Genomic DNA, 22,716 nt, shown 5'->3' with positions numbered 1-22,716 from the left:
GAGGCGCGATCACCAATCCGCGATACGATCGCCGCCGACGAATTGTGCGCTTTTTTCAGTGTATTCGAACAGTTCTATCCTCACGCCGTTGGGGTCGCGGATCCAAGCCTGGTAGGTGTCATCGCACGCGCGTTTCCTGGAAGTGACATCAACCCCCTTTGACCTCAGATGGGCGATCGCGGCGTCGATGTTTTCCACTTCGAGGCAGAAGTGGTTGATCTGGTTCAAGTCGCCATAGCTGGCGCGGTCTTTCTGGAACACCTCGACATGGCTACGGCTGCCGCAATTGAGGTAGAAGCCAAAAATCTTCCCGTCGCGCAGGAAATTGAACTGGGTGTCCATGCCGAGGACGTCCCGATAGAAGCTTCGCGTCATCTCAAGGTCATTCGCGAAAATGCAAACGTGTGCGAGCTGCTTTACCTTGATCATGATTGGCTCCTCGCGGTGGTCTGACAAGTGTGGCGTCACCGTGGCCCGGCTGAAGCACGCCTCAAACCGGCGGCGTGCCGTTTTCGGCCAACACCGCGCCGGCCAGGTAAAGCGACCCGCCGATCAGGATGCGCGGCGGCGGTCCGTCCCATGTGTCGCGCAGCAGCATCAGCGCATTGGCGACGGAACTGACCGGTTCAGCCGACAGGCCGGCCTCGATGGCGCGGGTCGCCAGCTCGTCGTTCGGCACGCCCGCGTCGCTCAGGCTCACCGGCACGGTGTAGACATGCCGGACCAGCCCTTTGAAGGCGCGGAAATAGCCGCTCTGGTCCTTGGTGTTGATCATACCCGAGATCAGGAACAGCGGACGCGGGTTCTTTTCCTCCTGCTCGGCCAGCGCCTCGGCGACGACCACGCCGGCGCCGGGATTGTGGCCGCCGTCGAGCCATATGTCGGCGCCCTTCGGCGCCAGTTCGCTCAGCCGTCCTTGCGGCAGCTTTTGCATGCGGCCCGGCCAGGCAACATTCGCCATCGCCTTCTCGGCAGCGCGGTGGCTGATCTCAAAGCCCGCCGCCTTGACCGCCGCGATCGCCGCCGCCGCATTGGCGAATTGATGGCGCCCCGGCAGGCGCGGCGGCGGCAGGTCCATCAATCCGTCTTCGTCCTGATAGACCATGCGCCCGTTTTCCTCATAGGCAAGGAAATCCTGGCCATAGACGAAGGCGGGGCAGTCGAGCCGCTCGGCGGTTTCGATGAGCACCTGCTGGGCCGTCTCACTTTCCTGCGCGCCGATGACGACCGGGCATCCGCGCTTGATGATGCCGGCCTTTTCGGCGGCGATCAGCTCGACGCGGTCGCCGAGATAGGCTTCGTGGTCGAGCGACACCGGCATGATCACCGACACGGCCGGCTCGGCGATGACATTGGTGGCGTCGAAGCGGCCGCCAAGGCCAACCTCGAGGATGACGGCATCGGCCGGATGTTCGGAAAACAGCAGGAAGGTGACGGCGGTGAGGATTTCGAAGACGGTGATCTTCTGGCCTTGATTGGCTTTGGCGACGCGGGCGATGGCTTCGGCGAAGACCTTGTCGTCCACCAGCCTGCCGCCGCCATCTGCGGCCAGCCGGTAGCGCTCGTGCCAGTTCACCAGATGTGGCGAGGTGTGGACGTGGACGCGGTAGCCGGCGGCTTCGAGCAGCGCCCGTGAAAAAGCAGCACAGGAGCCCTTGCCGTTGGTGCCGGCGATGTGGATGACCGGCGGCAGCTGGTCCTGCGGATTGCCGAGCCGCTCGAGCAGCCGCGAAATGCGGTCGAGCGAAAGGTCGAAGCCCTTCGGATGAAGCGCCATCAGGCTTTCGATTTCGCGGTCGGCGGCAAGCGTGGTCATGGCGAATCCTAGGCGCGCCACGGACGGCGCGCAATCGCAGTTCGTGGCGAATGCGTCAGGCGTGCGGCCGGGCTTCGGCCGGAATCACCGACGGCGGCAAGATTTCCGGTTCCTGAGATTTTTGCTCCTCCGGCAGCTTGAGCAGCATTCTCAGTAGCCGTGCAATGGTCTGGCGCATCTCCAGCCGTGACACCACCATGTCGACCATGCCGTGTTCCATCAGATATTCGGCGCGCTGGAAGCCGTCAGGCAGCTTTTCCCTGATGGTCTGCTCGATGACGCGCGGGCCGGCAAAGCCGATCAGGGCGCCGGGCTCGGCAATATGCACGTCGCCCAGCATGGCATAGGAGGCGGTGACGCCGCCCGTCGTCGGGTTGGTCAGGACGACGATGTAGGGCAGGCCGGCCTCCTTCAGCCTGTCGACGCCGACCGTGGTCCGTGGCAACTGCATCAGCGACAGGATGCCTTCCTGCATACGGGCGCCGCCGGAGGCCGCAAACAGGATCAGCGGCCGCTTGCGCTGCAAGGCGACCTCGAAACCATGCACGATGGCGTCACCTGCCGCCATGCCGAGCGAGCCGCCCATGAAGGCAAAATCCTGCACCGTCACCACCACCGGCACGCCCTCGACCGTGCCCAGCGCATTGATGATGGCGTCTTCCATGCCGGTCTTGGCCTTGGCATCCCTAAGCCGGTCTACGTAGCGCTTCTCGTCGCGGAACTTGAGCGGATCCTGAACGACCTTGGGGTTTTCCAGCGTCTCGTATTTGCCGTCGTCGAGGAAGAATTTCAGCCGTTCCTTAGCCGATATCTTCATATGGTGGCCGGAGGACGGGATGACGAACTGGTTCTGCTCCAGATCCTTATGGAACACCATTTCGCCGGTCTCGGGATCCTTGATCCACAGGTTTTCCGGCATGTCGGTGCGGCGGCCGAGCATCGAATTGATCTTCGGGCGGACGTAATTGGTGATCCAGTTCATCGCTTCGGCTCCTGTCCTTACGAAGAGTTAGACCATGATCCCGAAAAGTGGAAACCGGTTTTCGCTGGAGATCATGGCCAACCAGAAGATCAAGATTATTCGGCGGCAGCAAGGCGAGCCGCGCGAACCCCTTGCGAAAGCCCGCTGACCAGCGTGGCGACGGCCTCGGCCGGATCGGCGGTCTTTTCGCCCTTCGGCCCGAGCACGTTGGCGACGGCATTGACAATCGCGGTGCCGACAACGACGCCGTCGGCCGACGCGCCGATGGTGCGCGCCTGCTCTGCGGTCTTGACGCCGAAGCCGACACAGACCGGCAGGTCGGTATGGCTCTTGATGCGCTTGACCGCTGCCGCCACCTTGCCGGTGTCGGCCAGCGCCGAACCGGTGATGCCGGTCATCGAGACGTAGTAGACGAAACCCGACGTGTTCTGCAGCACCTTGGGCAGGCGCTTGTCGTCGGTGGTCGGCGTCGCCAGCCGGATGAAATTGATGCCGGCCTTGAGTGCCGGGATGCAAAGTTCCTCGTCCATCTCAGGCGGCAGGTCGACGACGATCAGCCCGTCTATACCGCTGGCCAGCGCGTCGCTCAGGAAGCGCTCGACGCCGTAGATGTAGATCGGATTGTAATAGCCCATCAAGACGATCGGCGTTTCACTGTCGCCGGCGCGGAATTCCGAGGCCATCTTCAGCGTCTTGACCAAGGTCTGGCCGCCCTTCAGCGCCCGCAGGCCGGCCGCCTGGATCGCCGGGCCGTCGGCCATCGGATCGGAAAACGGCATGCCTAACTCGATGATGTCGCTGCCGGCGCCGGGCAGCGCCTTCATGATCGACAGGGACGTGTCGTAGTCCGGATCGCCGCCCATGAAATAGGTGACGAGTGCCGGTCGCCCCTCGGCCTTCAGCTTTGCCATGCGGCGGTCGATACGGGTGGCCATGATCAGATCTCCATGCCCAGCATATTGGCCACCGTATGCACGTCCTTGTCGCCGCGGCCCGACAGGTTGACGATGACGATCTGGTCCTTGTCCATATCAGGCACGATCTTCACCGCCTGTGCGATGGCATGCGCCGATTCCAGCGCCGGAATGATGCCCTCGACGCGTGTCGTCAGCTGGAACGCCTCCAGCGCCTCGTCGTCGAGGATCGGCACATAGTCGACGCGGCCGGAATCGCGCAGCCATGAGTGCTCCGGCCCAACGCCGGGATAGTCGAGGCCGGCCGAGATCGAGTGGCCGTCCATGATCTGGCCGTCGGCGTTCTGCAGGAGGTAGGTACGGTTGCCATGCAGCACGCCGGGCGCGCCGGCACTCATCGAGGCGCAATGCTCGATGCCGTCGAGCCCGCGGCCGCCGGCTTCGACGCCGATGATGCGGACCTGCCTGTCATCGAGGAAGGGATGGAACAGGCCGATAGCGTTGGAACCGCCGCCGACACAAGCGATGATGGTGTCCGGCAGCCGGCCTTCCTGCTCGAGGATCTGGGCGCGCGCCTCGGTGCCGATCACCGACTGGAAGTCGCGCACCAGCTCCGGATAGGGATGCGGGCCGGCGGCGGTGCCGATCAGGTAATAGGTATCCTCGACATTGGTCACCCAGTCGCGCAGGGCCTCGTTCATGGCATCCTTCAGCGTGCCGTGGCCGGCCGTCACCGGCCGCACCTCGGCGCCCAGAAGCTTCATGCGAAAGACGTTGGGGCTTTGCCGGGCGACATCGGTCGCGCCCATATAGACGATACAAGGAAGCCCGAAGCGCGCCGCCACCGTAGCGGAAGCGACGCCATGCTGGCCGGCGCCGGTCTCTGCGATGATCCGCGTCTTGCCCATGCGCTTGGCGAGCAGGATCTGGCCGAGGCAGTTGTTGATCTTGTGCGAGCCGGTGTGGTTCAGGTCCTCGCGCTTGAAATAGACCTTTGCGCCGCCGCCGAGGCCCTTCGCCGAGGACACCTCACGAAGATGCCTGGTCAGGCCTTCGGCGAAATAGAGCTTCGACGGCCGCCCGGCGTAATGCGTCGAGAGATCGGTCAGTTCGGCCTTGAAATCCGGGTCGTTCTTGACCTCGTTCCAGTGCCGCTCCAGCTCAAGGATCAGCGGCATCAGCGTTTCGGCAACGAAACGACCGCCAAAAATGCCGAACATGCCCTGCTCGTCGGGGCCGGTGCGGAAGGAATTCGGTATCGCCGGCTTGTCCATCGCCGATCTCCTGGTCTGTGGTTTGAAGCGCGGTCAGGCGGCGCGGTTGTCGCGTGCTGCCCCGACGGCCCGGAAAAACTGTTCGATCAGCGCCGGTTCCTTGATGCCCGGCGCGCTCTCCACGCCCGAGGAAACATCTATTCCGGGCGGGTTCGCCAGCCGAAGGGCGTCGCCGATATTGCCGGCATTGAGCCCTCCGGAAAGCATGTAATCGACGCCGGCGTCAAGGCCGGCCAGAACGCGCCAGTCGAAGGCAAGGCCGTTGCCGCCCGGCAATTCCGAACCCTTAGGCGGCTTGGCATCGAACAGGAAGCGGTCGGCAATGCCGATGAAGGGTTTGACCCGCCCGAGATCGGCGGCCTCGCTGACCGGCAGCGCCTTCATCACCGGCAAGCCGTAGCGGGCCTTCACCTCGGCCACCCGCTCGGGGGGCTCGGCGCCGTGAAGCTGCAGCATGTCGGGCTGCATCTTTTCGACGATCTCGTCCAGGAACGCATCGCTGGCGTCGACCGTCACGGCAACCGCCTTGGCCTTGCCGCGCGCTGCTTCGCGCAGGCGGCCGGCTTCCGCCGGCTCGACATAGCGCGGGCTTTTGGCAAAGAAAATGAAGCCGACATGGCTGGCGCCGCCGGCCAATGCCGCAGCCAGTGCCTTGTCGGTCTTCAACCCGCATATCTTGATGTCGAGCGCCATGGCGCGGGATTGGCACGAAACGGCCAAAGAGTCGAGAAAAAGCGTCCTGTTTGCCGCCAGCGCGGAACGCGCTACCTTGCTAAGTAAGAGCGCAACGCGCTGCCTTGCTAATATAAGAGCGCAACGCTACTTGCTCAGGCACAGAGGCGGGAGAACAAAGATCATGGCGGAAAAGACCGTCGCGGAACTCAGGCAAAAGCTGGCGCAGGCCCATGAGGTCATCGCTCATTTGATGGACAAGGCAGCCTTCAATGGCGCCGAGGCGCACCGGGCGCTGGCTTATTTCAGCAACGATGGCTTCGAGAAGGATTTCTTGCCCTGGCCGCGCCATGTCGATGAGGGGTTGCGGCCGGAGGAGTTGAACGCGGCGAATGACGATTGATCGGCAGTGCAGAATCTATTGAGGCCGGCGCGAAGGATCGCTACAGTTTCCATTTCGTGCCCCTACAAGCATCCTACTCGAACGCGATCGCCTGCAGCGCGCCGCCATTGCGCTTGAGCCAGTCCTTGCAGCGCTCGGTATCCGGGCAAAGCTGCTCGCATAGTTTCCAGAATTTCGGGCCGTGGTTCATCTCCTTGAGATGCGCCACCTCATGCGCGACGAGGTAGTTTATCACCGGCCACGGCGCCATCATGATGCGCCAGGAAAACGACAGATTGCCGTCCGACGTGCAGGATCCCCAGCGGCTCGACGTGTCCTTGAAACGGATCGCCTTGGCGCGCTTGCCAATCGCCGCGCTGTGCTTCGTCACCAGCGCCTCGATCTCGCGCTTGGCTTCGCGCTTGAGGAAATCGGCGATGCGGCGCGGCAGATGCACACGCTCGCCATGCACGATCATCAGCGGTCCGCGCTCGTCGCGCGACAGCGTGACGGTGCCGCGTTTCGACGGTTCATGGACGATGCGATGCGGCACACCGCGCACCGGTACCTTGATGCCGGGCCGCACCTGCGGCCGGTTGGGTACCTTGGCCAGCCTTTGCTCCAGCCAGTCCTGATGGCGGTCGAGGAATTTTTCCACCTCGCCGCGGCGCAGCCCCGGCGGCACGGTGATGCGCAAACCGCGGCCGCCGGAATCGATGCGCAGCGTCAGGCGCCGCGCCCGGTCGTTCTCGACGATCTTGAGCGGCAGCGTGCGGCCGGCAACGCAATGCTCGCGCTCCACGACGGGCGTGGGCTTGGGTTTCGTCGGGGTGCGGAAGAAGCCGAAGGACATTCCGGGACGATACGTGATTCGAGGGAAACGACTAGAACAAAAAAGAAACGGCGCCGCTGACGCGACGCCGTTGGATTATCTATCTGGGCACGGGACCTTACTCGTCGAGCAGGCCTGGCGTGGAGTTGCCGCCGCGTTTGTTATTCGTCGTCGAGCCAGTTGACCCACCTGTCGTGGGCGACGTCGACTTGTTGCGGTTGGCCATGAAGCGATCGAACTCTTCCTGGTCCTTGGCGCGGCGCAATTCGCGGGCATATTCATCGAACTCGCTCAGCATCTCGTCGAGCTTGCGGCGTTCCTCGGCAAGCCGCTCGAGTTCCTTTTCGCGCCAGTCGTCGAAAGCAACGTTGCCGGTGCGTGCAGAGCCATGGCCCCAGCGCGCGGCCCTGTCGGAACCGCGGCGGCAACCGGCGAAGATGCCGTCGGTGGCGCGGTTGACGTCGCGCTTGAAGCCCTCGAGCCGATCGCCCCAGATGATGTAGGCGAGCATGGCTAAGCCGAGCGGCCAGAACACCATGAACCCGATCACCATCAACGCGATGGTCGCCGGCGTCCAGGCCGGACGGATCAATGCAGATGTGTTCATTTCTTCCAATCCTTCAGTTGGAGACAGCCAAATCCGGCTGCGTGGAATCGAAATGGGATGAAGAAAACGGCGATTCAAGACAGCAGCCGCCAAAACCGGACAAGCGGCTGAAATGATTATCGCTTTTTGAGCTTTTCGAGGAAAAGAGCAGCCAGGCCCCGTAAGGGGGCAATGCCGCCGACGGTTCTGCAGTGAAAATCCAGCGCCGATCGCGTCTGCTGGCTGAGTGCAATGGTTTGACGCTTCGAAGCCGTCCGTTCAAAAATCCAGAGGCGCATTGTCGACGACCTCTTTCATCACGAAGAAGGTTCTCGTCTGGCGAACGCCGGGCAGTGCGATCAATTGGTCCCCGTGGATTCGGTTGAAATCCGCCATGTCACCAACCCTGATCTTCAGAAAATAATCGAAGTCGCCTGCCACCAGATGGCAGTCGAGGATGAATTTCAGTTTGGCGACGGCCTTTTCGAATTCCGCGAAACTCTCCGGGGTCGAACGGTCGAGTACGACGCCAACCATCACCAACGCGCCTCTGTCGACCTTCTGCGGGCTCACCATCGCCCTGACATGGCTGATGTAGCCTTCATCGAACAGGCGTTGCGTCCGGCGGTGGCACGTCGCCGGGCTAACAGCGACCGACTGCGCCAGCTCCGCGTTGGTCAGTCGCCCATTGCCTTGGAGCAGGCGCAACATTTTCAGGTCGATCCGGTCGAGCGCTGCGCGCATGAAAGATTCTTCCATTATTCGGATTAAGAATCGAATATATATGACAGTTCAATGCTATGAAGCGATATTTTGGATATTGTGGGCTCGATCTTTGAGAGCACATTTCAAGGCAGAGCTGATAGTGTTCATCGCACCACACCGCAATGAATGGAACAAGCGAGGGCACTCTCATGCTCGAGAAATTCGAACGTTATCCGCTCACATTCGGGCCGACCCATATCGAGAAACTGGAGCGGCTTGGTGGTCATCTCGGCGGGAAGGTCGATCTCTATGCCAAGCGGGAGGATTGCAATTCCGGCCTTGCCTTCGGTGGCAATAAACTGCGCAAGCTCGAATACATCGTCCCGGACGCGATCGCCTCAAACGCCGATACGCTGGTGTCGATCGGTGGCGTCCAATCCAACCATACGCGCATGGTGGCGGCCGTCGCGGCGAAGATCGGCATGAAGTGCCGCCTCGTGCAGGAAAGCTGGGTGCCCCACGAGGACGCCGTCTACGATCGCGTCGGCAATATCCTTTTGAGCCGGATCATGGGCGCTGATGTCCAGATGGTCGATGAGGGTTTCGACATCGGGATTAGGGAAAGCTGGGAACAGGCAATCGCGGATGTGAAGGCCAAGGGTGGCAGACCCTATCCAATTCCGGCCGGGGCTTCGGTACACAAATATGGCGGCCTGGGCTATGTCGGCTTTGCCGAGGAGGTCCGCGCACAGGAGAAGGAGCTCGGCTTTGCCTTCGACTACATCGTCGTTTGTACCGTCACCGGTTCGACTCACGCCGGCATGCTGGTCGGCTTCGCCAAGGACGGCCGCGAGCGCAAGGTGATCGGCATCGACGCATCCTGCACCCCGGCGCAGACCAAGGCACAAGTGCTCAAAATCGCGCAGAGCACCGCGACGCTGGTCGAACTCGGCAAGGAGCTCGATGAGAACGATGTCGTCCTGATCGAAGATTATGCCTATCCGGTCTACGGCGTCCCCTCGCAAGAGACGAAGGAAGCAATCCGTCTCTGCGCGCGTCTTGAAGGCATGATCACGGATCCGGTCTATGAGGGAAAATCCATGCAAGGCATGATCGATCTCGTGAGCAAGGGTTATTTTCCCAAGGGATCGAAAGTGCTCTACGCCCACCTTGGCGGCGCTCCGGCCATCAACGGATATGCTTATACGTTCCGCAACGGCTGAATCTATCCCGCCTGCCGCACCATCGCGTCCACTGCCCGCACCAGCATGTCGAGGTCTTGAGGCCGCGACAGGCGGTGGTCGCCGTCGGGGATGAGCGACAGCGTGACGTCGTCGGCCGGCAGCAGGCTGACCAGCTTCAACGCATGGCTCGACGGCACGTCGGGATCGGCCAGGCCTTGCAGGATGTGGACCGGACAGTGCGTGTCGATCGGCCCGGTCATCACCCGGTTGTTGCGGCCGTCCTCGATCAGTGCGCGCGTGTAGATGTACGGTTCGGCGGAATAGTCCGAAGGCTCCTCGAAAAAGCCCTTTTTCCTGAGGTTGCGCTTCTGCGCCCCGGTCAGCACCGGCTCCACCAGTTCGAATGTGAAATCGGGCGCCGGCGCCAGCAACACAAGGCCGGCGACGCTGTTTTCGCCCGCCTTGCGCAATTCCTGCACCATGCGCAGCGCGATCCAGGCGCCCATCGACGAACCGACCAGGATTTGCCTGCCCTGGGTGAAACGGCGGAAAACCGCCAGGCTCTCGCCCAGCCATTTCGAGATGGTGCCGTCGGCAAAGGCGCCGCCCGATTCGCCGTGGCCGGAATAATCGTGGCGCAGGAAGGCGCGGCCTTCCCCGAGCGCCCATTCCGACAAGGTTTCGGCCTTGGTGCCCAGCATGTCGGATTTGTAGCCGCCAAGCCAGACGATGCCGGGCTCGGCACCTGCCGCATGCCTGACGGCGATGCTCGTCCCGTCGACGTCCAGGAAGATCGGGGTGGTGCTCATGGTGTATTCCCTCACGCCGGTCTTTTGGCACAGCAAGGCATTCAACGAAAAGTGCTCCGCCACTTTCTTCGCTTGGTGCAGAGGAGCATTCCATCGAGCAGGTGATTTCCTGAGAATGCTGTGCTATTGACTCCGACCGCGCGCTCACCACATTGCGCGTTCGCAATTCTGAACCGAAGAACCCCTTAACGAAACGGCTCAAGGAGACCACGACCATTCGCAGACCTTTCAAAGCAGCGGCGCCCACCAAGGAAGGCCCGCGCTCCAACCGTGACATCCGGGTTCCCCGGGTCCAGCTAATCGACGCCGAAGGCCAGAACCGCGGCGATGTCTCCATCAACGACGCATTGCTGCTCGCCGAAGAGGCTGGGCTCGATCTGGTCGAGATATCGCCCAATGCAGTGCCGCCCGTCGTAAAGATCCTCGATCTCGGCAAGCTGAAATACGCCAACCAGAAGAAGGCGGCCGAGGCGCGCAAGAACCAGAAGGTCATCGAGATCAAGGAGATCAAGATGCGCCCGAACATCGACAGCCACGACTACGAGACCAAGATGAAGGCCGTCCGGCGCTTTTTCGAGGAAGGCGACAAGGTCAAGCTGACATTGCGCTTCCGCGGTCGCGAGATGGCGCATATGGAACTCGGCATGCAGCTTCTGAACAAGGTTCGCGAGGAAGTGGCGCCCATCGCCAAGGTCGAAGCCGAACCGAAGCTCGAAGGCCGCCAGATGATGATGGTGCTGGCGCCCCGCTAAAGCGCGTTGCGCTTTAGTTCTGTTTTATGCATGTCGTTGTCGCAAAACCGCAGCGCACTTTTGGGCGACGTGCATTAAATCCGCCTGAATCATGTTGCAAGGCGTCCCGGCGATCGGCGGGGCGCCTGTTTCTTGGCCAGACGCTGCGATCGCCGGCGAGAGCAAAGACGCTCTGGTTCCCTCGACGATCGGATTCCCGACATGGTCAATGACGTCAAGCATTCGGAAGCCAAGTATGGGCTGGGCAGCTACCAGCACACGCGCAGGATGGTGCTTGCCGTCGTCGTCGTCGTCCTTTTCGCGATGCTTTTGTTCGGGCAGTCGGTTTTTCCGCCCGATACGCCTGTGCATGAAACGATCGAAATGGTCGGCGTCCTGCTGATCTTTCTCGGCGTTGTCGGACGCTTGTGGTCGACGCTCTATATTGGTGGACGCAAATCCTCCGAAGTGGTGACCGGCGGACCCTATTCGATCACCCGCAACCCGCTCTATGTCTTCTCTACTTTAGCTGCCGCCGGTGTCGGCGCACAGATCGGCTCCATTACCGCCACGATCGGCTTTGGAGCGCTCTGCGCGGGTGCATTTTACATCGTTATCCTGCGCGAGGAGAAATTCCTCAGGCAGGTTCTTGGCGCGCCATACCAGGCCTACCTGTTGAAAGTGCCGCGCTTCTTCCCGAAACTGTCGCTGTATCAGGAAGGCGACACCGGCGGCTTCAAGCCGCGCCTGCTGCGAACCACGCTGCTCGACGGTCTGGTCTTCCTGGTTGCCTTGCCGGCTTTCGAACTGATCGACGGCGCCCAGCAGTCCGGCATATTGCCGGTGCTGTTCCGTTTCCCCTGAGTACGGTGTTGCTGAGTACAGTGTTGCTGGGCACGGGGTGTTGCGCGCGCCCCCGCTTTGACGTATAGGACCGCCGTTCCCAAAAAACCGCCCGGCAGGGCATGCCGTGGCGGTTTCATTTGCTTTTCGGGCTTTGGTCGGCCTGAAGCGAACAAAAAGCGCATTGGTGCGCATATAAACGGAGTAGCAAAATGCCCAAGATGAAGACCAAATCGGCCGCCAAGAAGCGGTTCAAGATCACAGGTACGGGTAAAGTTCTGTCGGCTGCGGCCGGCAAGCGTCACGGCATGATCAAGCGGTCCAACAAGTTCATTCGAAATGCCCGCGGCACGATGGTTCTGGCTGAACCGGATGGCAAGAAGGTCATCAAGAATTTTCTGCCGAACGGCCTCTGAGCATTCGGTCTGGACAGCGTTAAGGAGATCATGACATGGCACGCGTAAAGAGAGGCGTCACCTCGCACGCCAAGCACAAGAAGGTCCTGAAAGCCGCCAAGGGTTTTTACGGCCGTCGCAAGAACACCATCCGCATCGCCAAGCAGGCGGTGGAAAAGTCGCTGCAGTACGCCTATCGCGACCGCAAGAACCGCAAGCGCTCGTTCCGCGCGCTGTGGATCCAGCGCATCAATGCGGCGACGCATGAGCATGGTCTGACCTATGGCCGTTTCATCGACGGTCTCAACAAGGCCGGGATCGAGATCGATCGCAAGATCCTGTCGGACATGGCCATCCACGAGCCGCAGGCCTTCGCCGCACTCGTGGCCAAGGCCAAGGTCGCGCTCGAATACCTGAAGAATACCACGCCGAATGCTTTTGAAAGCGCTGTCGCTTAAGACCAGCGCTTCCCAAGCTATTCGACACTTGATTTGGGAAACCCGCGCTGGCAGGGCTGGCGCGGGTTTTTCTTTGCTTCCAATCGGATCTGGAACATGAGTGACATGGAAACTCTCGAAAATTCCCTGATGGCCGAGATCGCCTCGGCCGCCGACGAGCAGGCGATCGAGGCGGTGCGTATCTCGGCCCTCGGCAAGAAGGGCTCGGTTTCCGAGATGCTGAAGACGCTCGGCTCGATGAGCGCCGAGGAGCGCCAGGTCAAGGGCCCGGCAATCAACGGCCTCAAGAACCGCGTCACCGAGGCACTTTCGGCGCGCCGCGCCGAGCTGAAAGATGTGGCGATCACGGCACGGCTTGCCGCCGAGAAGGTCGACGTCAGCTTGCCGGTCAGGCAATCGCCGGCCGAGCGCGGCCGCATCCATCCGATCAGCCAGGTTATCGACGAGATCGCAGCGATTTTCGGCGATCTCGGCTTTGCCATCGCCGAAGGTCCCGACATCGAGACCGACTATTACAATTTCACCTCGCTGAACTTCCCGGAAGGCCACCCGGCGCGCGAGATGCACGACACGTTCTTCTTCCAGCCGGACGAGCAGGGCGAGCGCAAGCTTTTGCGCACCCACACCTCGCCGGTGCAGATCCGCACCATGGAGATGCAGAAGCCGCCGATCCGCATCGTCATCCCCGGCAAGACCTACCGGCAGGATTCGGATGCCACCCACTCGCCGATGTTCCATCAGGTCGAGGGGCTGGTGATCGACAAATCGGCCAACGTCGCCAACATGAAATGGGTGCTGGAGGAGTTCTGCAAAGCCTTCTTCGAGGTGCCGAGCGTCAAGATGCGCTTCCGGCCGTCTTTCTTCCCGTTTACCGAGCCCAGCCTCGAGGTCGACATCCAGTGCGACCGTTCGCGGCCCGGCGAGGTGCGCTTCGGCGAGGGCTCGGACTGGATGGAGATCCTCGGCTGCGGCATGGTCCACCCCAATGTGCTCCGTTACGGTGGCCTCGATCCTGACGAATACCAGGGCTTCGCCTGGGGCATGGGCATCGACCGCATCGCCATGCTGAAATACGGCATGCCGGATCTGCGCGCCTTCTTCGACGCCGATGTCCGCTGGCTTTCGCATTACGGTTTTAGGCCGCTCGACATGCCGACGCTGTTCGGGGGCTTGAGCGCGTGACGACCGGGCCGCAGCAAATCCGCGGGCAGCTCGCCTTCCTGTACATGTCCGACGCGCGGCCGCATAGCTTCAAGTGCAGCGTGCCCAGACCAGACGGAACACAGTCATGAAACTCACCCTCTCCTGGCTCAAGGATCATCTCGAGACAGACGCCTCGCTGGCGGAAATCGTCGAGCGTCTCACCTCGATCGGCCTCGAGGTCGAGCATGTCGACGACCGGGCGAGCCTGGCTCCCTTCGTCATCGCCAAGGTGCTGACGGCGGTCCAGCATCCCGACGCCGACCGGCTTCGCGTGCTGACCGTCGACACCGGCGACGGCAAGCCGCCGGTGCAGGTCGTGTGTGGAGCGCCGAACGCCCGCGCGGGCCTGATCGGCGCCTTTGCAGCACCGGGCACCTATATTCCCGGCATCGACGTGACGCTGACCGTCGGCAAGATCCGTGGCGTTGAAAGCCACGGCATGATGTGCTCCGAGCGCGAGCTCGAATTGTCCGAGGAGCATGACGGCATCATCGACCTTCCGGCCGATGCGCCGGTCGGTACCAGCTTCGCCGCCTATGCCCATCTCGACGACCCGCTGATCGAGATCAATCTGACGCCGAACCGGCCGGATGCGACCAGTGTCCATGGCATCGCCCGCGATCTGGCGGCGAGCGGGCTCGGCACGCTGAAGAGCGCGCCGATAGAGCCGATCCCCGGCAAGGGCGAGACGCCGGTCAAGGTGACGATCGAAGCGCCGGAGCTCTGTCCCGGCTTTGCGCTGCGCCTGGTGCGCGGCGTCAAGAACGGACCGTCGCCGAAATGGCTGCAGCAAAGGCTTCTCGCCATCGGCTTGAGGCCGATCAGCGCGCTGGTCGACATCACCAATTATGTCACCTTCGACCGTGGCCGGCCCCTGCATGTTTTTGACGCTGGGAAGGTCACCGGCAATCTCGCCGTTCGCCGCGCGCGTGATGGCGAAAAGGTGCTGGCGCTCGACGGCCGCGAATACACGCTGACGCCGGAGATGTGCGTCATCGCCGACCAGGATGGTGTCGAGTCGATTGCCGGCATCATGGGCGGTCAGCATTCCGGCTGCGACGAGAACACCACCGACGTGCTGATCGAGTCTGCACTTTGGGACCCGATCGCCACCGCCCGCACCGGCCGCACGCTCGGCATCATCAGCGATGCGCGCTATCGGTTTGAGCGCGGCGTCGACCCGGAAATGATGGTTCCCGGCTTGGAGCTGGCGACGAAGCTGGTGCTCGATTTCTGCGGCGGTACGCCGGCGCAAACCGAACTCGTCGGCTATGCCGGCCATCAGCCGAAGATCGTCTCGTTCCCCCTGTCGGAAGTAAAGCGGCTGACCGGCATCGAAGTGCCGCGCTCGACAAGCCTCGACATTCTAGCCCGCCTCGGCTTCAGACCGGAGGGCGCGGGCGATGTCGTCAATGTGGCGGTCCCGTCCTGGCGGCCGGATGTCGATGGGAAGGCCGACCTGGTCGAGGAGGTCATGCGCATCCACGGCGTCGACAACATCGCGCCGCAGCCGCTTGGTTCGCACGATGCGGTCAACGCCAAGATCCTGACTGTGCTGCAGATCCGCACCCGCGCCGCCAAGCGGGCACTCGCCGTGCGCGGCATGATGGAGGCCGTCACCTGGTCGTTCATTCCGGCAAAACACGCCGAATTGTTCGGCGGCGGCCAGCCGGCGCTGAAGCTTGCCAACCCGATCGCCGCCGATATGTCGGATATGCGGCCGTCGCTGCTGCCGGGGCTGATCGCGGCAGCGCAACGCAATGCCGACAAGGGCATCGGCGATGTCGCGCTGTTCGAAGTGTCGGGCACCTATGAGGGCGATGGCGCCGACCAGCAGCGGCGCGTTGCCGCCGGCGTGCGGCGCGGCACCGCCAGGCTCGAAGGCTCCGGCCGCCATTGGGCCGGCAATGCCGGCGCGGTCGGTGTCTTCGATGCCAAGGCCGACGCGATCGCAGCACTCGAAGCCTGCGGCGCGCCGGTCGAGCGGCTGCAGATCGACGCCGGCGGTCCGGCCTGGTATCACCCCGGCCGCTCTGGCACGATCAAGCTCGGGCCGAAGGTAATCCTTGGCACGTTTGGCGAGTTCCACCCGAAGACGCTGGAGGGGCTTGACGTCTCCGGCCCGCTTTGCGGCTTCGAGGTCTTCATCGATGCCGTGCCCGAGCCGAAGGCCAAGCCGACGCGGACGAAGCCGAGGCTCGATCTGTCCGCCTTCCAGGCGGTCAAGCGCGATTTCGCCTTCGTCGTCGACAAGGCGGTCGAAGCCGGCACACTCGTTCGCGCCGCCCTTGCCGCCGACCGGAAGCTGATTTCCGGCGTCTCGGTGTTCGATGTTTTCGAGGGTGCAGCGCTCGGCGCGGCGAAAAAATCGATCGCCATTGAAGTGTCGATCCAGCCGGTCGAAAAGACGCTGACCGATGAGGATTTCGAGGCGCTGGCCAAGCGCATCGTCGATAATGTCGGCAAGCAGACCGGCGGCGTGCTGCGGACGTAAGGGGATGCTCTGATGGACCACAAGCTCTCCATCAACTGGCTGGCAACGCATATCGGGACTGTCGATGGGTTCCTGGACGACCAGGAATGCGCCGATCTGATCGCCGACAGCGAACGGCGTGGTTTTGAGGCAGCCAAGGTAAACAGCGCCGGCGGCGCGAGCGTGATGACGGAACTCCGCAACAACGACCGCGTCGTTTTTGATGACGAGGATCTTGCCGACCTGCTTTTTGCGCGGGCGCGCCCGATGCTCTATCGCGGCCTCGGCGACTGGCGGCTGACTGGGCTGAATGAGCGTTTCCGCTTCTATCGCTACGGGCCGGGCCAGAAGTTCGATTGGCACAATGACGGCTATTTCGAGCGCAATGCCTCGGAGCGCAGCCAGTTTACCTTCATGATCTATCTGTCGGATGGATTTGAAGGGGGCGGAACCTCGTTTCGCGGCGAGATGCCGGGTTATGCCGGCACCAGCCTGGTGGTGAAACCCAGGAAAGGCATGGCGCTGGCCTTCTATCATCCGATCGAACACCGCGGCGACGAGGTGCTGTCGGGGCGCAAGTACGTCATCCGAACGGACGTGATGTACAAGCGCCAATGAAACGCTGTCCGTTCTGCCGCTGAGCTAAATGCACCTGACCCCGCTGGAAGTGTTTTTCGTCAAGGAGTTCTGCCGTTCCGCCGGCGTTTCTCCTGACATGATGCGTGCGCTGAAAGTCAAAGACCGCAGCCGCGATCCTGTAGGGTTCATGACCACAATCGTTGCCTCATCGGTTCCCCCGGAATTGCGCTTTGAGAGTCGAGTGTTCAGTTCGCTTCGGGTAGCGTGCGTTGGACCTGACCAGCTTCTTTGCGGCATGGTGCTGTTCTTCGATGAGATTGAAGGAAAGCTAGAGGCGATCGAAGGCTTTGTGTATGGCGAAGAATGGCCGTCAATCGAGGAGCCAGTCTTCTGGTCCGAGACCGACCGAACAATGAGCCTTGGGCGGGAGGGAAACTAGCCTGCAGAAATGGGCGTCACGACGCCCTTTCCGATAATTGCACAACGCATGGCGCGCTGAGGATCTAGAGGGGTTGCCGGCAGATGGCGAATCGCCGTCCAAGGGACGATGGACCATTTGCGCTATTCAGGGCTGTCTTTCGAGGAACAGCGTGCAGTCTTTCTCGATATCGTCTCGGCCGATCCGCTGGTCGGTGAGACGCTGTCGCGGGTACGGGTGCTAGGCCTGCCGGACTGGCTGGTCGTGTCCGGCGCGCTTTACAACAGCGTCTGGAATCATCTGACCGGGAAGCCCTCGGGGTACGGCATCCGCGATGTCGACCTGTTCTATTTCGATGAGAGCGATCTGTCCTATGAAGCCGAGGACACGGTCATCCGCCGGGCGGCGAAGCAGTTCGAAGGACTGACGCTGCCGGTTGAAGTGCGCAACCAGGCGCGGGTGCATCTGTGGTTTGAGGCGCGCTTTGGCGGTTCCTATCCCAGACTGTCGTCGTCCGCCGAGGCGCTGTCCTATTTCGCTTCGAAAACCCATGCGGTCGGCGTTAGATTCGGCACCGATGGGCAACTCGCGCTCGTGGCGCCGTTCGGGCTCGACGACATCTTCTCGTTTCGCGTTACCCCGAACCGTGCACTGGATAATCGGCAGACGCACGAGATGAAGGGCGCGCGTGCCAGGGAGAACTGGCCGGAGATCAGTGTCGTGCCTTGGTAGGAAATGTCGGCGCGAGGCACCCCCCTCTGCCCTGCCGGGCATCTCCCCCTCAAGGGGGAAGATCGGATGTCGCCTCGGCTTTCGCCAATCACCGGCGCCGGAAGGGCGGGCAAGGCGCGGGAACTGCCAATCTCCCCCCTTGAGGGGGAGATGTCCGGCAGGACAGAGGGGGGTGCCTCGCGCCGAGGTCTCACAACGCTTTGCATCGCACCGTATTAGTCGAAAAGGGGTGCCGAAACGCCCCGTTTCGATTAGGCCGTCGATTGCCGTTCACCCGTTAACCAGCGCCAGCAGCTCCTCGGTATAGCGCTTGCCGACCACCTTTTCCGGCGACAGGGCGTCGCCGATGGATGCCACCTCGGCCTGGCTCAGCACGATATCGGCTGCCGCCGTATTCTGCTCCAGATGGCGCATTTTTCGCGCACCAGGGATCGGGACAATGAAGTCGCCCTGATGCAGCACCCAGGCGAGCGCCAGCTGCGCCGGCGTCACGCCCTTCCCGGCCGCCATCTTTTCCAGCACGGCGACGACCGCCGCATTGGCCGCCATGGCGTCGGCCTGGAAGCGCGGCAACCCGCGGCGCCAGTCGTCGGCGCCGAGAACATCGGGCTTGGCGATCGTGCCGGTGAGCAGGCCGCGGCCGAGCGGGCTATACGGGACAAAGCCGATGCCGAGCTCGCGGCAGACAGCAAACACCCCTTCCTCCGGATCGCGGCTCCACAGTGAATACTCGCTCTGCACGGCGGCGATCGGATGCACGGCATGCGCCCGACGAATGGTCGCCGCACTCGCCTCCGACAGGCCGAGCGCCCGCACCTTGCCCTCGCGCACCAGCTCGGCCATGGCGCCGACCGTATCCTCGATCGGCACGTTGGGGTCGACGCGGTGCTGGTAATAGAGATCGATCACCTCCGTATCCAACCGCTTCAATGACGCTTCGGCCACGGCCTTGACATGCTCCGGGCGGCTATCGACACCGGCCATGCGCTCCATGCCGCTGCCTTCTTCGAGGATTTTGAAGCCGAATTTGGTTGCGATCGTCACCTTGTCACGCACCGGCTTCAGCGCCTTGCCGACCAGGATCTCGTTCTCGAAAGGGCCATAGACCTCGGCCGTGTCGAAGAAATTGACCCCGATCTCGGCGGCATGGCGCAGCGTGGCAATCGCCTCCGCCTCCGGCTGGCCACCATAGGCAAAGCTCATCCCCATGCAGCCGAGGCCGACCGGGTAGACGTCAAGTTCATTGCCAAGCTTGCGGGTTTGCATCACGTGTCTCCTTGTTGTGATGGTTGTGATGCCGCAGAGATAGCGTCTTGCGCCGAGTTCGATAATCGGCTCTCAATTGCACGGGCTGTTCCAAGAAATAGATCAATGAAGCGAACCCATCTTTCACAGCTCGCGGTACTGGCAATGGTCGCCCAATGCGGCAGTTTTCGCGGCGCCGCCAAGGAACTGGCAATCGCGCCGTCGGCGGTCAGCCACGCGGTGTCCAGCCTCGAAGCGCGCCTCGGCGTGCGCCTTCTGGCGCGCAGCACGCGCAGCGTTGCTCCGACCGAGGAGGGCGCGCAACTGCTTGAGCGCCTCAGGCCGGCGCTGTCGGAAATCGACCTGGCGCTGGAATCGGCGATCGAGGCGCGCGACCGGCCGGCCGGCAATCTCCGGCTGACCGTGCCGCGCACCGCGGCCCACCTGGCGCTGACGCCGAGGCTCGGCGCCTTCGCGGCTGCCTATCCCGACATCGTGCTGGAGATCGTCATCGAGGACCGCTTCACCGACGTCGTCGAGGGCGGCTTCGATGCCGGTGTGCGGCTGGGCGAGAGCCTGCAGCGCGACATGATCGCGGTGCGCATCGGACCAGACCTTCGCGGCGCCGTGGTCGGCGCGCCAGCCTACTTCGAGACCATGCTCAAGCCGCAGCATCCGCGCGATCTCGCCGCTCACCGCTGCATCCGCTTCCGCTTCTCCAGCGGCATTCTCTACCGCTGGGAATTCGAGCAAAACGGCGAGGAGATCGAGATAGCGGTGCAAGGGCCGCTGATCCTCGACGAGGACCATCTGATTGCCAACGCCGCAGTCGACGGCGCCGGGCTCGCCTTCCTGTTCGAGGACTATGTCCGCGACGCGCTCGCCGCCGGCAAGCTCGTTCGCGTGCTGGAGGACTGGTGCCCGCGCTTCGATGGTTTCTTCGTCTATTACCCCAGCCGCCGCCAGATGCGGCCGGCGCTCAGGGCCTTTGTCGATTTTTTCAAGGTCGGCGAATAAGGCAACCCTCGCCACAAGGGAGAGGTGGAAGAAAGTCGACCTGGCATTCGTTCACCGACCATGTCAGCACTGCCCAAAAACCAGACGGCCGGCTACGGCTGGACGGCGATCATCCTTCACTGGCTGATCGCGGCGCTCTTTATTGGCCAGTTCGTGCTCGGCTTCGTCATGGTGCGGCTGTCCAGCCAGCGCACCGCCTTCGAGCTGATCCAGCTGCATAAATCCTTCGGCTTCCTGCTGCTTGGACTGGTCATCCTGCGCATCGCCTGGCGCCTAGGCAGACCGGCCCCGCCGCTGCCGCGCTCGGTCGGCCCTTTCGAGCGCCGGATGGCGCCGCTGGTCCATCTCGCGCTTTATGCGTTTCAGCTCGCTCTGCCGCTGTCCGGCTGGGCGCTGGTCTCGGTCTCGGTGCTGGAGATCCCGAGCGTGCCGTTCAATCTGTTCGTCATGCCCAATCTGCCGCTCGGTGAATCGGACACGGCAGAAAGCTTCTGGGCAGCGACGCACTGGTATCTCGCCTATGCCGGCATCGGACTTGTCGCTTTGCATCTCGCCGCAGCGCTGCGCCATCATTTCTGGCTGAGGGATACCGTGCTGACGCGCATGATCACGGCTTCGTCACATCACGACAGGGAATAGAGCGGACGGCTCATTCGTTGATGGGGCGAGGACGCAAGAAAGCGTTGCCTGCCAAGAGGACCATTTCCATGTACGCGCGCATCTTCGGATTTGCGGCAGCTGCCGCTTGTTTTGCCATGCCTGTTTTCGCCGCCGTTGCCCTTGGCGAGGCGGCCGGCAGCTACACGACCAGCCCGGGGAGTTCCAGCATCCATTTCTCCATCGCCAAGCTCGGCGGCGGCGGGCTCGACGGTGCCTTCTCCCGCTTCAAGGGCAGTATCCTCATCGACAACAGTGATGTCGGCCGGTCCCGGGTCAATTTCACCATCTTCCCCGAAAGCGTCGGTACCGGCCAAAGCCGCATCGATGCCTTTCTCCGCTCGGACGCCGTTTTCGACGCGGCCAACAATCCGGAGATCCAGTTCCGTTCGACCAGCGTCAAACGGACCGGCGACACGTCGGCCCTTGTCACCGGCCGGCTGACGGCGCGCGGCAAGACCTTTCAGGAAAAATTCACGGCCGAGCTCGGCGGGCTCAGGGCGGGCACGATAAAATTCCACGTCACCGGCAAGGTGCTGCGGTCGCGCTACGGCATGGATGTCGGCACGCCGATTTATTCCAACGTCGTCGATTTCGACATGACGCTGATGGGTAGAAGGGGATAGCCTTTGCAGGTTCCGCAGGGGGCAGCGCCGGCATCCGGACAAGCCGCAGATGATCGCCCTGTTCGCCGCCATGCTCCCGCATTGGCTTTTCTCCTGAATTAGGGCAAACCTCCAGGCCTGCAATCGAGAGGAGAAATCTGATGTTCCGATGGGGAGTTTTGTCGACGGCCAAAATCGGCCGCGAGCAGCTTTTGCCGGCAATCGTCGAGGCGGAGAACGGCGTGCTGTCCGCGATTGCCAGCCGCGATCTGTCGAAAGCGCGGGCGCTGGGCGAACGCTTCGGTGCGCGCCACGCGTTCGGCTCCTATGAGGAGCTGCTCGCCTCCAGCGACATCGACGGCGTCTACATTCCGCTGCCGACCTCGCAGCATGTCGAATGGACGGCCAAGGCGATCGAGGCCGGCAAGCATGTTCTGGTCGAAAAACCGCTGGCGCTCGATGCCAAGGACATTCCGCCGCTGATCAAGCTGCGTGATGCCAGGAAGGTGCTGGTCTGCGAAGCCTTCATGGTCGTCTACCATCCGCAATGGATCAAGGTGCGCGACCTCATCGCCAACGGCGCCATCGGCCGGCTGCGCCATGTCCAGGGCGCGTTCTCCTATTACAATGTCGACCCCAACAACATGCGCAACAAGCTCGATCTCGGCGGCGGCGCGCTGCCCGACATCGGCGTCTATCCGACGGTATCGACGCGCTTTTCGACCGGCAAGGAGCCGCTGCGCGTCCAGGCGACGATCGAGCGCGACAAGACATTCGGCACCGACATCTATTCCTCGATCCGCGCCGATTTCGGCGACTTCGAGCTGTCGTTTTACCTGTCGACGCAGATGGCGGCACGCCAGGTGATGGTCTTCCACGGCGAGAAGGGCTTCATCGAGGTGTTCTCACCGTTCAACGCCGGACTCTACGACCATCACCGCGTCGAACTGCACAACCAGAACCACAGCGAGGCGCAGGTGTTCCGCTTTCCCGGCACGCAGCAATACCGGCTGGAAGTCGAGGCCTTCGCGCGGGCGGCACGGGGCGGCAAGGACCGCGTCTTCACTCTGGAAGAATCGGTGCTCAACCAGAAGGTCATCGATGCCATCTTCCGCGCCGGCGAGAAGGAAGGCTGGGAAACAGTCTAGGCCGGCCATGATCCCAAAAAGTGGGGACCGGTTTTTGGACAAGATCATGGCCAAAT

Annotated in this window: 26 protein-coding genes; 15 read left to right on the top strand and 11 right to left on the bottom strand. The window is 62.5% G+C overall.

From position 1 onward, the window contains the following. Positions 1-9: 9 nt before the first annotated feature. From NKH41_RS22755 to NKH41_RS22730, 6 genes are all read right to left on the bottom strand, one after another. Complete coding sequence (locus tag NKH41_RS22755) at positions 10-429, bottom strand: VOC family protein (RefSeq protein ID WP_352769714.1); 420 nt, start codon at positions 427-429, stop codon at positions 10-12. A gap of 61 nt (positions 430-490) precedes the next feature. After that, the gene (locus NKH41_RS22750; protein ID WP_352472565.1) at positions 491-1,816 is read right to left on the bottom strand and encodes a bifunctional folylpolyglutamate synthase/dihydrofolate synthase; all 1,326 of its coding nucleotides are present in this window, start codon (positions 1,814-1,816) and stop codon (positions 491-493) included. Between the two features lie 55 nt (positions 1,817-1,871). Next, entirely contained in the window at positions 1,872-2,798 is a 927-nt protein-coding gene (gene accD / locus NKH41_RS22745) for an acetyl-CoA carboxylase, carboxyltransferase subunit beta (RefSeq protein WP_352682217.1), read from the bottom strand. Between the two features lie 95 nt (positions 2,799-2,893). Further along, entirely contained in the window at positions 2,894-3,733 is an 840-nt protein-coding gene (gene trpA / locus NKH41_RS22740; protein WP_023677563.1) for a tryptophan synthase subunit alpha, read from the bottom strand. Positions 3,734-3,735: 2 nt separating this feature from the next. Continuing rightward, the gene (trpB, locus tag NKH41_RS22735) at positions 3,736-4,986 is read right to left on the bottom strand and encodes a tryptophan synthase subunit beta (protein WP_352743912.1); all 1,251 of its coding nucleotides are present in this window, start codon (positions 4,984-4,986) and stop codon (positions 3,736-3,738) included. Between the two features lie 33 nt (positions 4,987-5,019). Then, positions 5,020-5,679: a phosphoribosylanthranilate isomerase gene (locus NKH41_RS22730; RefSeq protein WP_352743910.1), complete on the bottom strand. Its 660-nt coding sequence runs from the start codon at positions 5,677-5,679 to the stop codon at positions 5,020-5,022. 163 nt (positions 5,680-5,842) lie between these two features. On the opposite strand from NKH41_RS22730, the gene NKH41_RS22725 reads away from it, so the two are divergent. Further along, on the top strand, positions 5,843-6,061 hold the full coding sequence (locus NKH41_RS22725) for a hypothetical protein (protein WP_352769717.1): 219 nt from the start codon (positions 5,843-5,845) through the stop codon (positions 6,059-6,061). 73 nt (positions 6,062-6,134) lie between these two features. Here NKH41_RS22725 and NKH41_RS22720 read toward each other — a convergent pair whose 3' ends face one another. The 3 genes from NKH41_RS22720 to NKH41_RS22710 all read right to left on the bottom strand — a co-directional run bounded on the left by NKH41_RS22720 (position 6,135) and on the right by NKH41_RS22710 (position 8,202). After that, complete coding sequence (locus tag NKH41_RS22720; protein ID WP_352769720.1) at positions 6,135-6,893, bottom strand: M48 family metallopeptidase; 759 nt, start codon at positions 6,891-6,893, stop codon at positions 6,135-6,137. A 97-nt stretch (positions 6,894-6,990) separates the two neighbouring features. Continuing rightward, positions 6,991-7,479, bottom strand: a complete 489-nt coding sequence (locus NKH41_RS22715; protein WP_352451639.1) for a DUF2852 domain-containing protein — start codon at positions 7,477-7,479, stop codon at positions 6,991-6,993. Between the two features lie 258 nt (positions 7,480-7,737). Beyond that, a complete protein-coding gene (locus tag NKH41_RS22710) occupies positions 7,738-8,202 on the bottom strand; it encodes an Lrp/AsnC ligand binding domain-containing protein (RefSeq protein WP_352769723.1) in 465 nt (154 codons plus the stop codon). A gap of 170 nt (positions 8,203-8,372) precedes the next feature. Between NKH41_RS22710 and NKH41_RS22705 the strand changes: the two genes are divergently transcribed. After that, entirely contained in the window at positions 8,373-9,386 is a 1,014-nt protein-coding gene (locus NKH41_RS22705; RefSeq protein WP_352769726.1) for a 1-aminocyclopropane-1-carboxylate deaminase, read from the top strand. Positions 9,387-9,388: 2 nt separating this feature from the next. Here NKH41_RS22705 and NKH41_RS22700 read toward each other — a convergent pair whose 3' ends face one another. Further along, complete coding sequence (locus tag NKH41_RS22700) at positions 9,389-10,156, bottom strand: alpha/beta hydrolase (RefSeq protein WP_352769729.1); 768 nt, start codon at positions 10,154-10,156, stop codon at positions 9,389-9,391. A 215-nt stretch (positions 10,157-10,371) separates the two neighbouring features. Here NKH41_RS22700 and infC point away from each other — a divergent pair, with 215 nt between their 5' ends. The 9 genes from infC (at position 10,372) to NKH41_RS22655 (ending at position 17,988) form a co-directional block, all read left to right on the top strand. After that, entirely contained in the window at positions 10,372-10,908 is a 537-nt protein-coding gene (gene infC, locus NKH41_RS22695) for a translation initiation factor IF-3 (protein ID WP_023677573.1), read from the top strand. A gap of 201 nt (positions 10,909-11,109) precedes the next feature. Then, positions 11,110-11,751, top strand: a complete 642-nt coding sequence (locus NKH41_RS22690) for a methyltransferase family protein (RefSeq protein ID WP_352451636.1) — start codon at positions 11,110-11,112, stop codon at positions 11,749-11,751. Between the two features lie 191 nt (positions 11,752-11,942). Continuing rightward, positions 11,943-12,146: a 50S ribosomal protein L35 gene (gene rpmI / locus NKH41_RS22685; protein ID WP_006201248.1), complete on the top strand. Its 204-nt coding sequence runs from the start codon at positions 11,943-11,945 to the stop codon at positions 12,144-12,146. Positions 12,147-12,181: 35 nt separating this feature from the next. Beyond that, positions 12,182-12,583 (top strand): 50S ribosomal protein L20, encoded by a 402-nt coding sequence (gene rplT / locus NKH41_RS22680; RefSeq protein ID WP_006201247.1) that lies wholly within the window; start codon positions 12,182-12,184, stop codon positions 12,581-12,583. Between the two features lie 96 nt (positions 12,584-12,679). Then, complete coding sequence (pheS, locus tag NKH41_RS22675) at positions 12,680-13,765, top strand: phenylalanine--tRNA ligase subunit alpha (RefSeq protein WP_352539998.1); 1,086 nt, start codon at positions 12,680-12,682, stop codon at positions 13,763-13,765. A gap of 106 nt (positions 13,766-13,871) precedes the next feature. Next, positions 13,872-16,280, top strand: coding sequence for a phenylalanine--tRNA ligase subunit beta (pheT, locus tag NKH41_RS22670; protein WP_352769733.1), 2,409 nt, complete (start codon positions 13,872-13,874; stop codon positions 16,278-16,280). A gap of 12 nt (positions 16,281-16,292) precedes the next feature. Then, a complete protein-coding gene (locus NKH41_RS22665) occupies positions 16,293-16,877 on the top strand; it encodes a prolyl hydroxylase family protein (RefSeq protein WP_352769644.1) in 585 nt (194 codons plus the stop codon). 28 nt (positions 16,878-16,905) lie between these two features. Next, positions 16,906-17,277: a hypothetical protein gene (locus NKH41_RS22660; protein ID WP_352769647.1), complete on the top strand. Its 372-nt coding sequence runs from the start codon at positions 16,906-16,908 to the stop codon at positions 17,275-17,277. Positions 17,278-17,385: 108 nt separating this feature from the next. Continuing rightward, on the top strand, positions 17,386-17,988 hold the full coding sequence (locus NKH41_RS22655) for a nucleotidyltransferase family protein (protein WP_352454789.1): 603 nt from the start codon (positions 17,386-17,388) through the stop codon (positions 17,986-17,988). A gap of 270 nt (positions 17,989-18,258) precedes the next feature. Here the strand turns inward: NKH41_RS22655 and NKH41_RS22650 are convergent, their stop codons facing one another. Then, positions 18,259-19,254: an aldo/keto reductase gene (locus NKH41_RS22650; RefSeq protein ID WP_352769738.1), complete on the bottom strand. Its 996-nt coding sequence runs from the start codon at positions 19,252-19,254 to the stop codon at positions 18,259-18,261. Positions 19,255-19,359: 105 nt separating this feature from the next. Between NKH41_RS22650 and NKH41_RS22645 the strand changes: the two genes are divergently transcribed. The 4 genes from NKH41_RS22645 (at position 19,360) to NKH41_RS22630 (ending at position 22,660) form a co-directional block, all read left to right on the top strand. Then, positions 19,360-20,250, top strand: a complete 891-nt coding sequence (locus NKH41_RS22645) for a LysR family transcriptional regulator (protein WP_352934057.1) — start codon at positions 19,360-19,362, stop codon at positions 20,248-20,250. A 60-nt stretch (positions 20,251-20,310) separates the two neighbouring features. Next, positions 20,311-20,889 carry a cytochrome b gene (locus NKH41_RS22640; RefSeq protein ID WP_352472552.1) on the top strand — a complete coding sequence of 193 codons (579 nt, stop codon included), beginning with the start codon at positions 20,311-20,313 and terminating at the stop codon, positions 20,887-20,889. 68 nt (positions 20,890-20,957) lie between these two features. Beyond that, positions 20,958-21,533, top strand: coding sequence for a YceI family protein (locus NKH41_RS22635; protein WP_352934053.1), 576 nt, complete (start codon positions 20,958-20,960; stop codon positions 21,531-21,533). 140 nt (positions 21,534-21,673) lie between these two features. After that, positions 21,674-22,660: a Gfo/Idh/MocA family protein gene (locus NKH41_RS22630; RefSeq protein WP_352769744.1), complete on the top strand. Its 987-nt coding sequence runs from the start codon at positions 21,674-21,676 to the stop codon at positions 22,658-22,660. The last annotated feature ends 56 nt before the right edge of the window (positions 22,661-22,716 follow it).

The sequence above is a fragment of the Mesorhizobium sp. M1169 genome (assembly GCF_040318345.1).
In the GTDB taxonomy this organism is placed as follows: domain Bacteria; phylum Pseudomonadota; class Alphaproteobacteria; order Rhizobiales; family Rhizobiaceae; genus Mesorhizobium.
Note: the sequence above shows the minus strand (reverse complement) of the source record. Positions and strands in the feature narration are given on the sequence as shown.

Excerpts from the sequence above, each read along its gene's own strand:
- pheT (WP_352769733.1), top strand. The coding sequence starts at position 13,872 with ATGAAACTCACCCTCTCCTGGCTCAAGGATCATCTCGAGACAGACGCC.
- NKH41_RS22640 (WP_352472552.1), top strand. The coding sequence starts at position 20,311 with ATGTCAGCACTGCCCAAAAACCAGACGGCCGGCTACGGCTGGACGGCG.
- NKH41_RS22710 (WP_352769723.1), bottom strand. The coding sequence starts at position 8,202 with ATGCGCGCAGCGCTCGACCGGATCGACCTGAAAATGTTGCGCCTGCTC.
- pheS (WP_352539998.1), top strand. The coding sequence starts at position 12,680 with ATGAGTGACATGGAAACTCTCGAAAATTCCCTGATGGCCGAGATCGCC.
- NKH41_RS22665 (WP_352769644.1), top strand. The coding sequence starts at position 16,293 with ATGGACCACAAGCTCTCCATCAACTGGCTGGCAACGCATATCGGGACT.
- NKH41_RS22660 (WP_352769647.1), top strand. The coding sequence starts at position 16,906 with ATGCACCTGACCCCGCTGGAAGTGTTTTTCGTCAAGGAGTTCTGCCGT.
- NKH41_RS22635 (WP_352934053.1), top strand. The coding sequence starts at position 20,958 with ATGTACGCGCGCATCTTCGGATTTGCGGCAGCTGCCGCTTGTTTTGCC.
- trpB (WP_352743912.1), bottom strand. The coding sequence starts at position 4,986 with ATGGACAAGCCGGCGATACCGAATTCCTTCCGCACCGGCCCCGACGAG.
- accD (WP_352682217.1), bottom strand. The coding sequence starts at position 2,798 with ATGAACTGGATCACCAATTACGTCCGCCCGAAGATCAATTCGATGCTC.
- NKH41_RS22650 (WP_352769738.1), bottom strand. The coding sequence starts at position 19,254 with ATGCAAACCCGCAAGCTTGGCAATGAACTTGACGTCTACCCGGTCGGC.
- NKH41_RS22705 (WP_352769726.1), top strand. The coding sequence starts at position 8,373 with ATGCTCGAGAAATTCGAACGTTATCCGCTCACATTCGGGCCGACCCAT.
- rpmI (WP_006201248.1), top strand. The coding sequence starts at position 11,943 with ATGCCCAAGATGAAGACCAAATCGGCCGCCAAGAAGCGGTTCAAGATC.
- rplT (WP_006201247.1), top strand. The coding sequence starts at position 12,182 with ATGGCACGCGTAAAGAGAGGCGTCACCTCGCACGCCAAGCACAAGAAG.
- NKH41_RS22750 (WP_352472565.1), bottom strand. The coding sequence starts at position 1,816 with ATGACCACGCTTGCCGCCGACCGCGAAATCGAAAGCCTGATGGCGCTT.
- trpA (WP_023677563.1), bottom strand. The coding sequence starts at position 3,733 with ATGGCCACCCGTATCGACCGCCGCATGGCAAAGCTGAAGGCCGAGGGG.
- NKH41_RS22755 (WP_352769714.1), bottom strand. The coding sequence starts at position 429 with ATGATCAAGGTAAAGCAGCTCGCACACGTTTGCATTTTCGCGAATGAC.
- NKH41_RS22720 (WP_352769720.1), bottom strand. The coding sequence starts at position 6,893 with ATGTCCTTCGGCTTCTTCCGCACCCCGACGAAACCCAAGCCCACGCCC.
- NKH41_RS22630 (WP_352769744.1), top strand. The coding sequence starts at position 21,674 with ATGTTCCGATGGGGAGTTTTGTCGACGGCCAAAATCGGCCGCGAGCAG.
- NKH41_RS22700 (WP_352769729.1), bottom strand. The coding sequence starts at position 10,156 with ATGAGCACCACCCCGATCTTCCTGGACGTCGACGGGACGAGCATCGCC.
- NKH41_RS22725 (WP_352769717.1), top strand. The coding sequence starts at position 5,843 with ATGGCGGAAAAGACCGTCGCGGAACTCAGGCAAAAGCTGGCGCAGGCC.
- NKH41_RS22645 (WP_352934057.1), top strand. The coding sequence starts at position 19,360 with ATGAAGCGAACCCATCTTTCACAGCTCGCGGTACTGGCAATGGTCGCC.
- NKH41_RS22655 (WP_352454789.1), top strand. The coding sequence starts at position 17,386 with ATGGACCATTTGCGCTATTCAGGGCTGTCTTTCGAGGAACAGCGTGCA.
- NKH41_RS22715 (WP_352451639.1), bottom strand. The coding sequence starts at position 7,479 with ATGAACACATCTGCATTGATCCGTCCGGCCTGGACGCCGGCGACCATC.
- NKH41_RS22730 (WP_352743910.1), bottom strand. The coding sequence starts at position 5,679 with ATGGCGCTCGACATCAAGATATGCGGGTTGAAGACCGACAAGGCACTG.
- NKH41_RS22690 (WP_352451636.1), top strand. The coding sequence starts at position 11,110 with ATGGTCAATGACGTCAAGCATTCGGAAGCCAAGTATGGGCTGGGCAGC.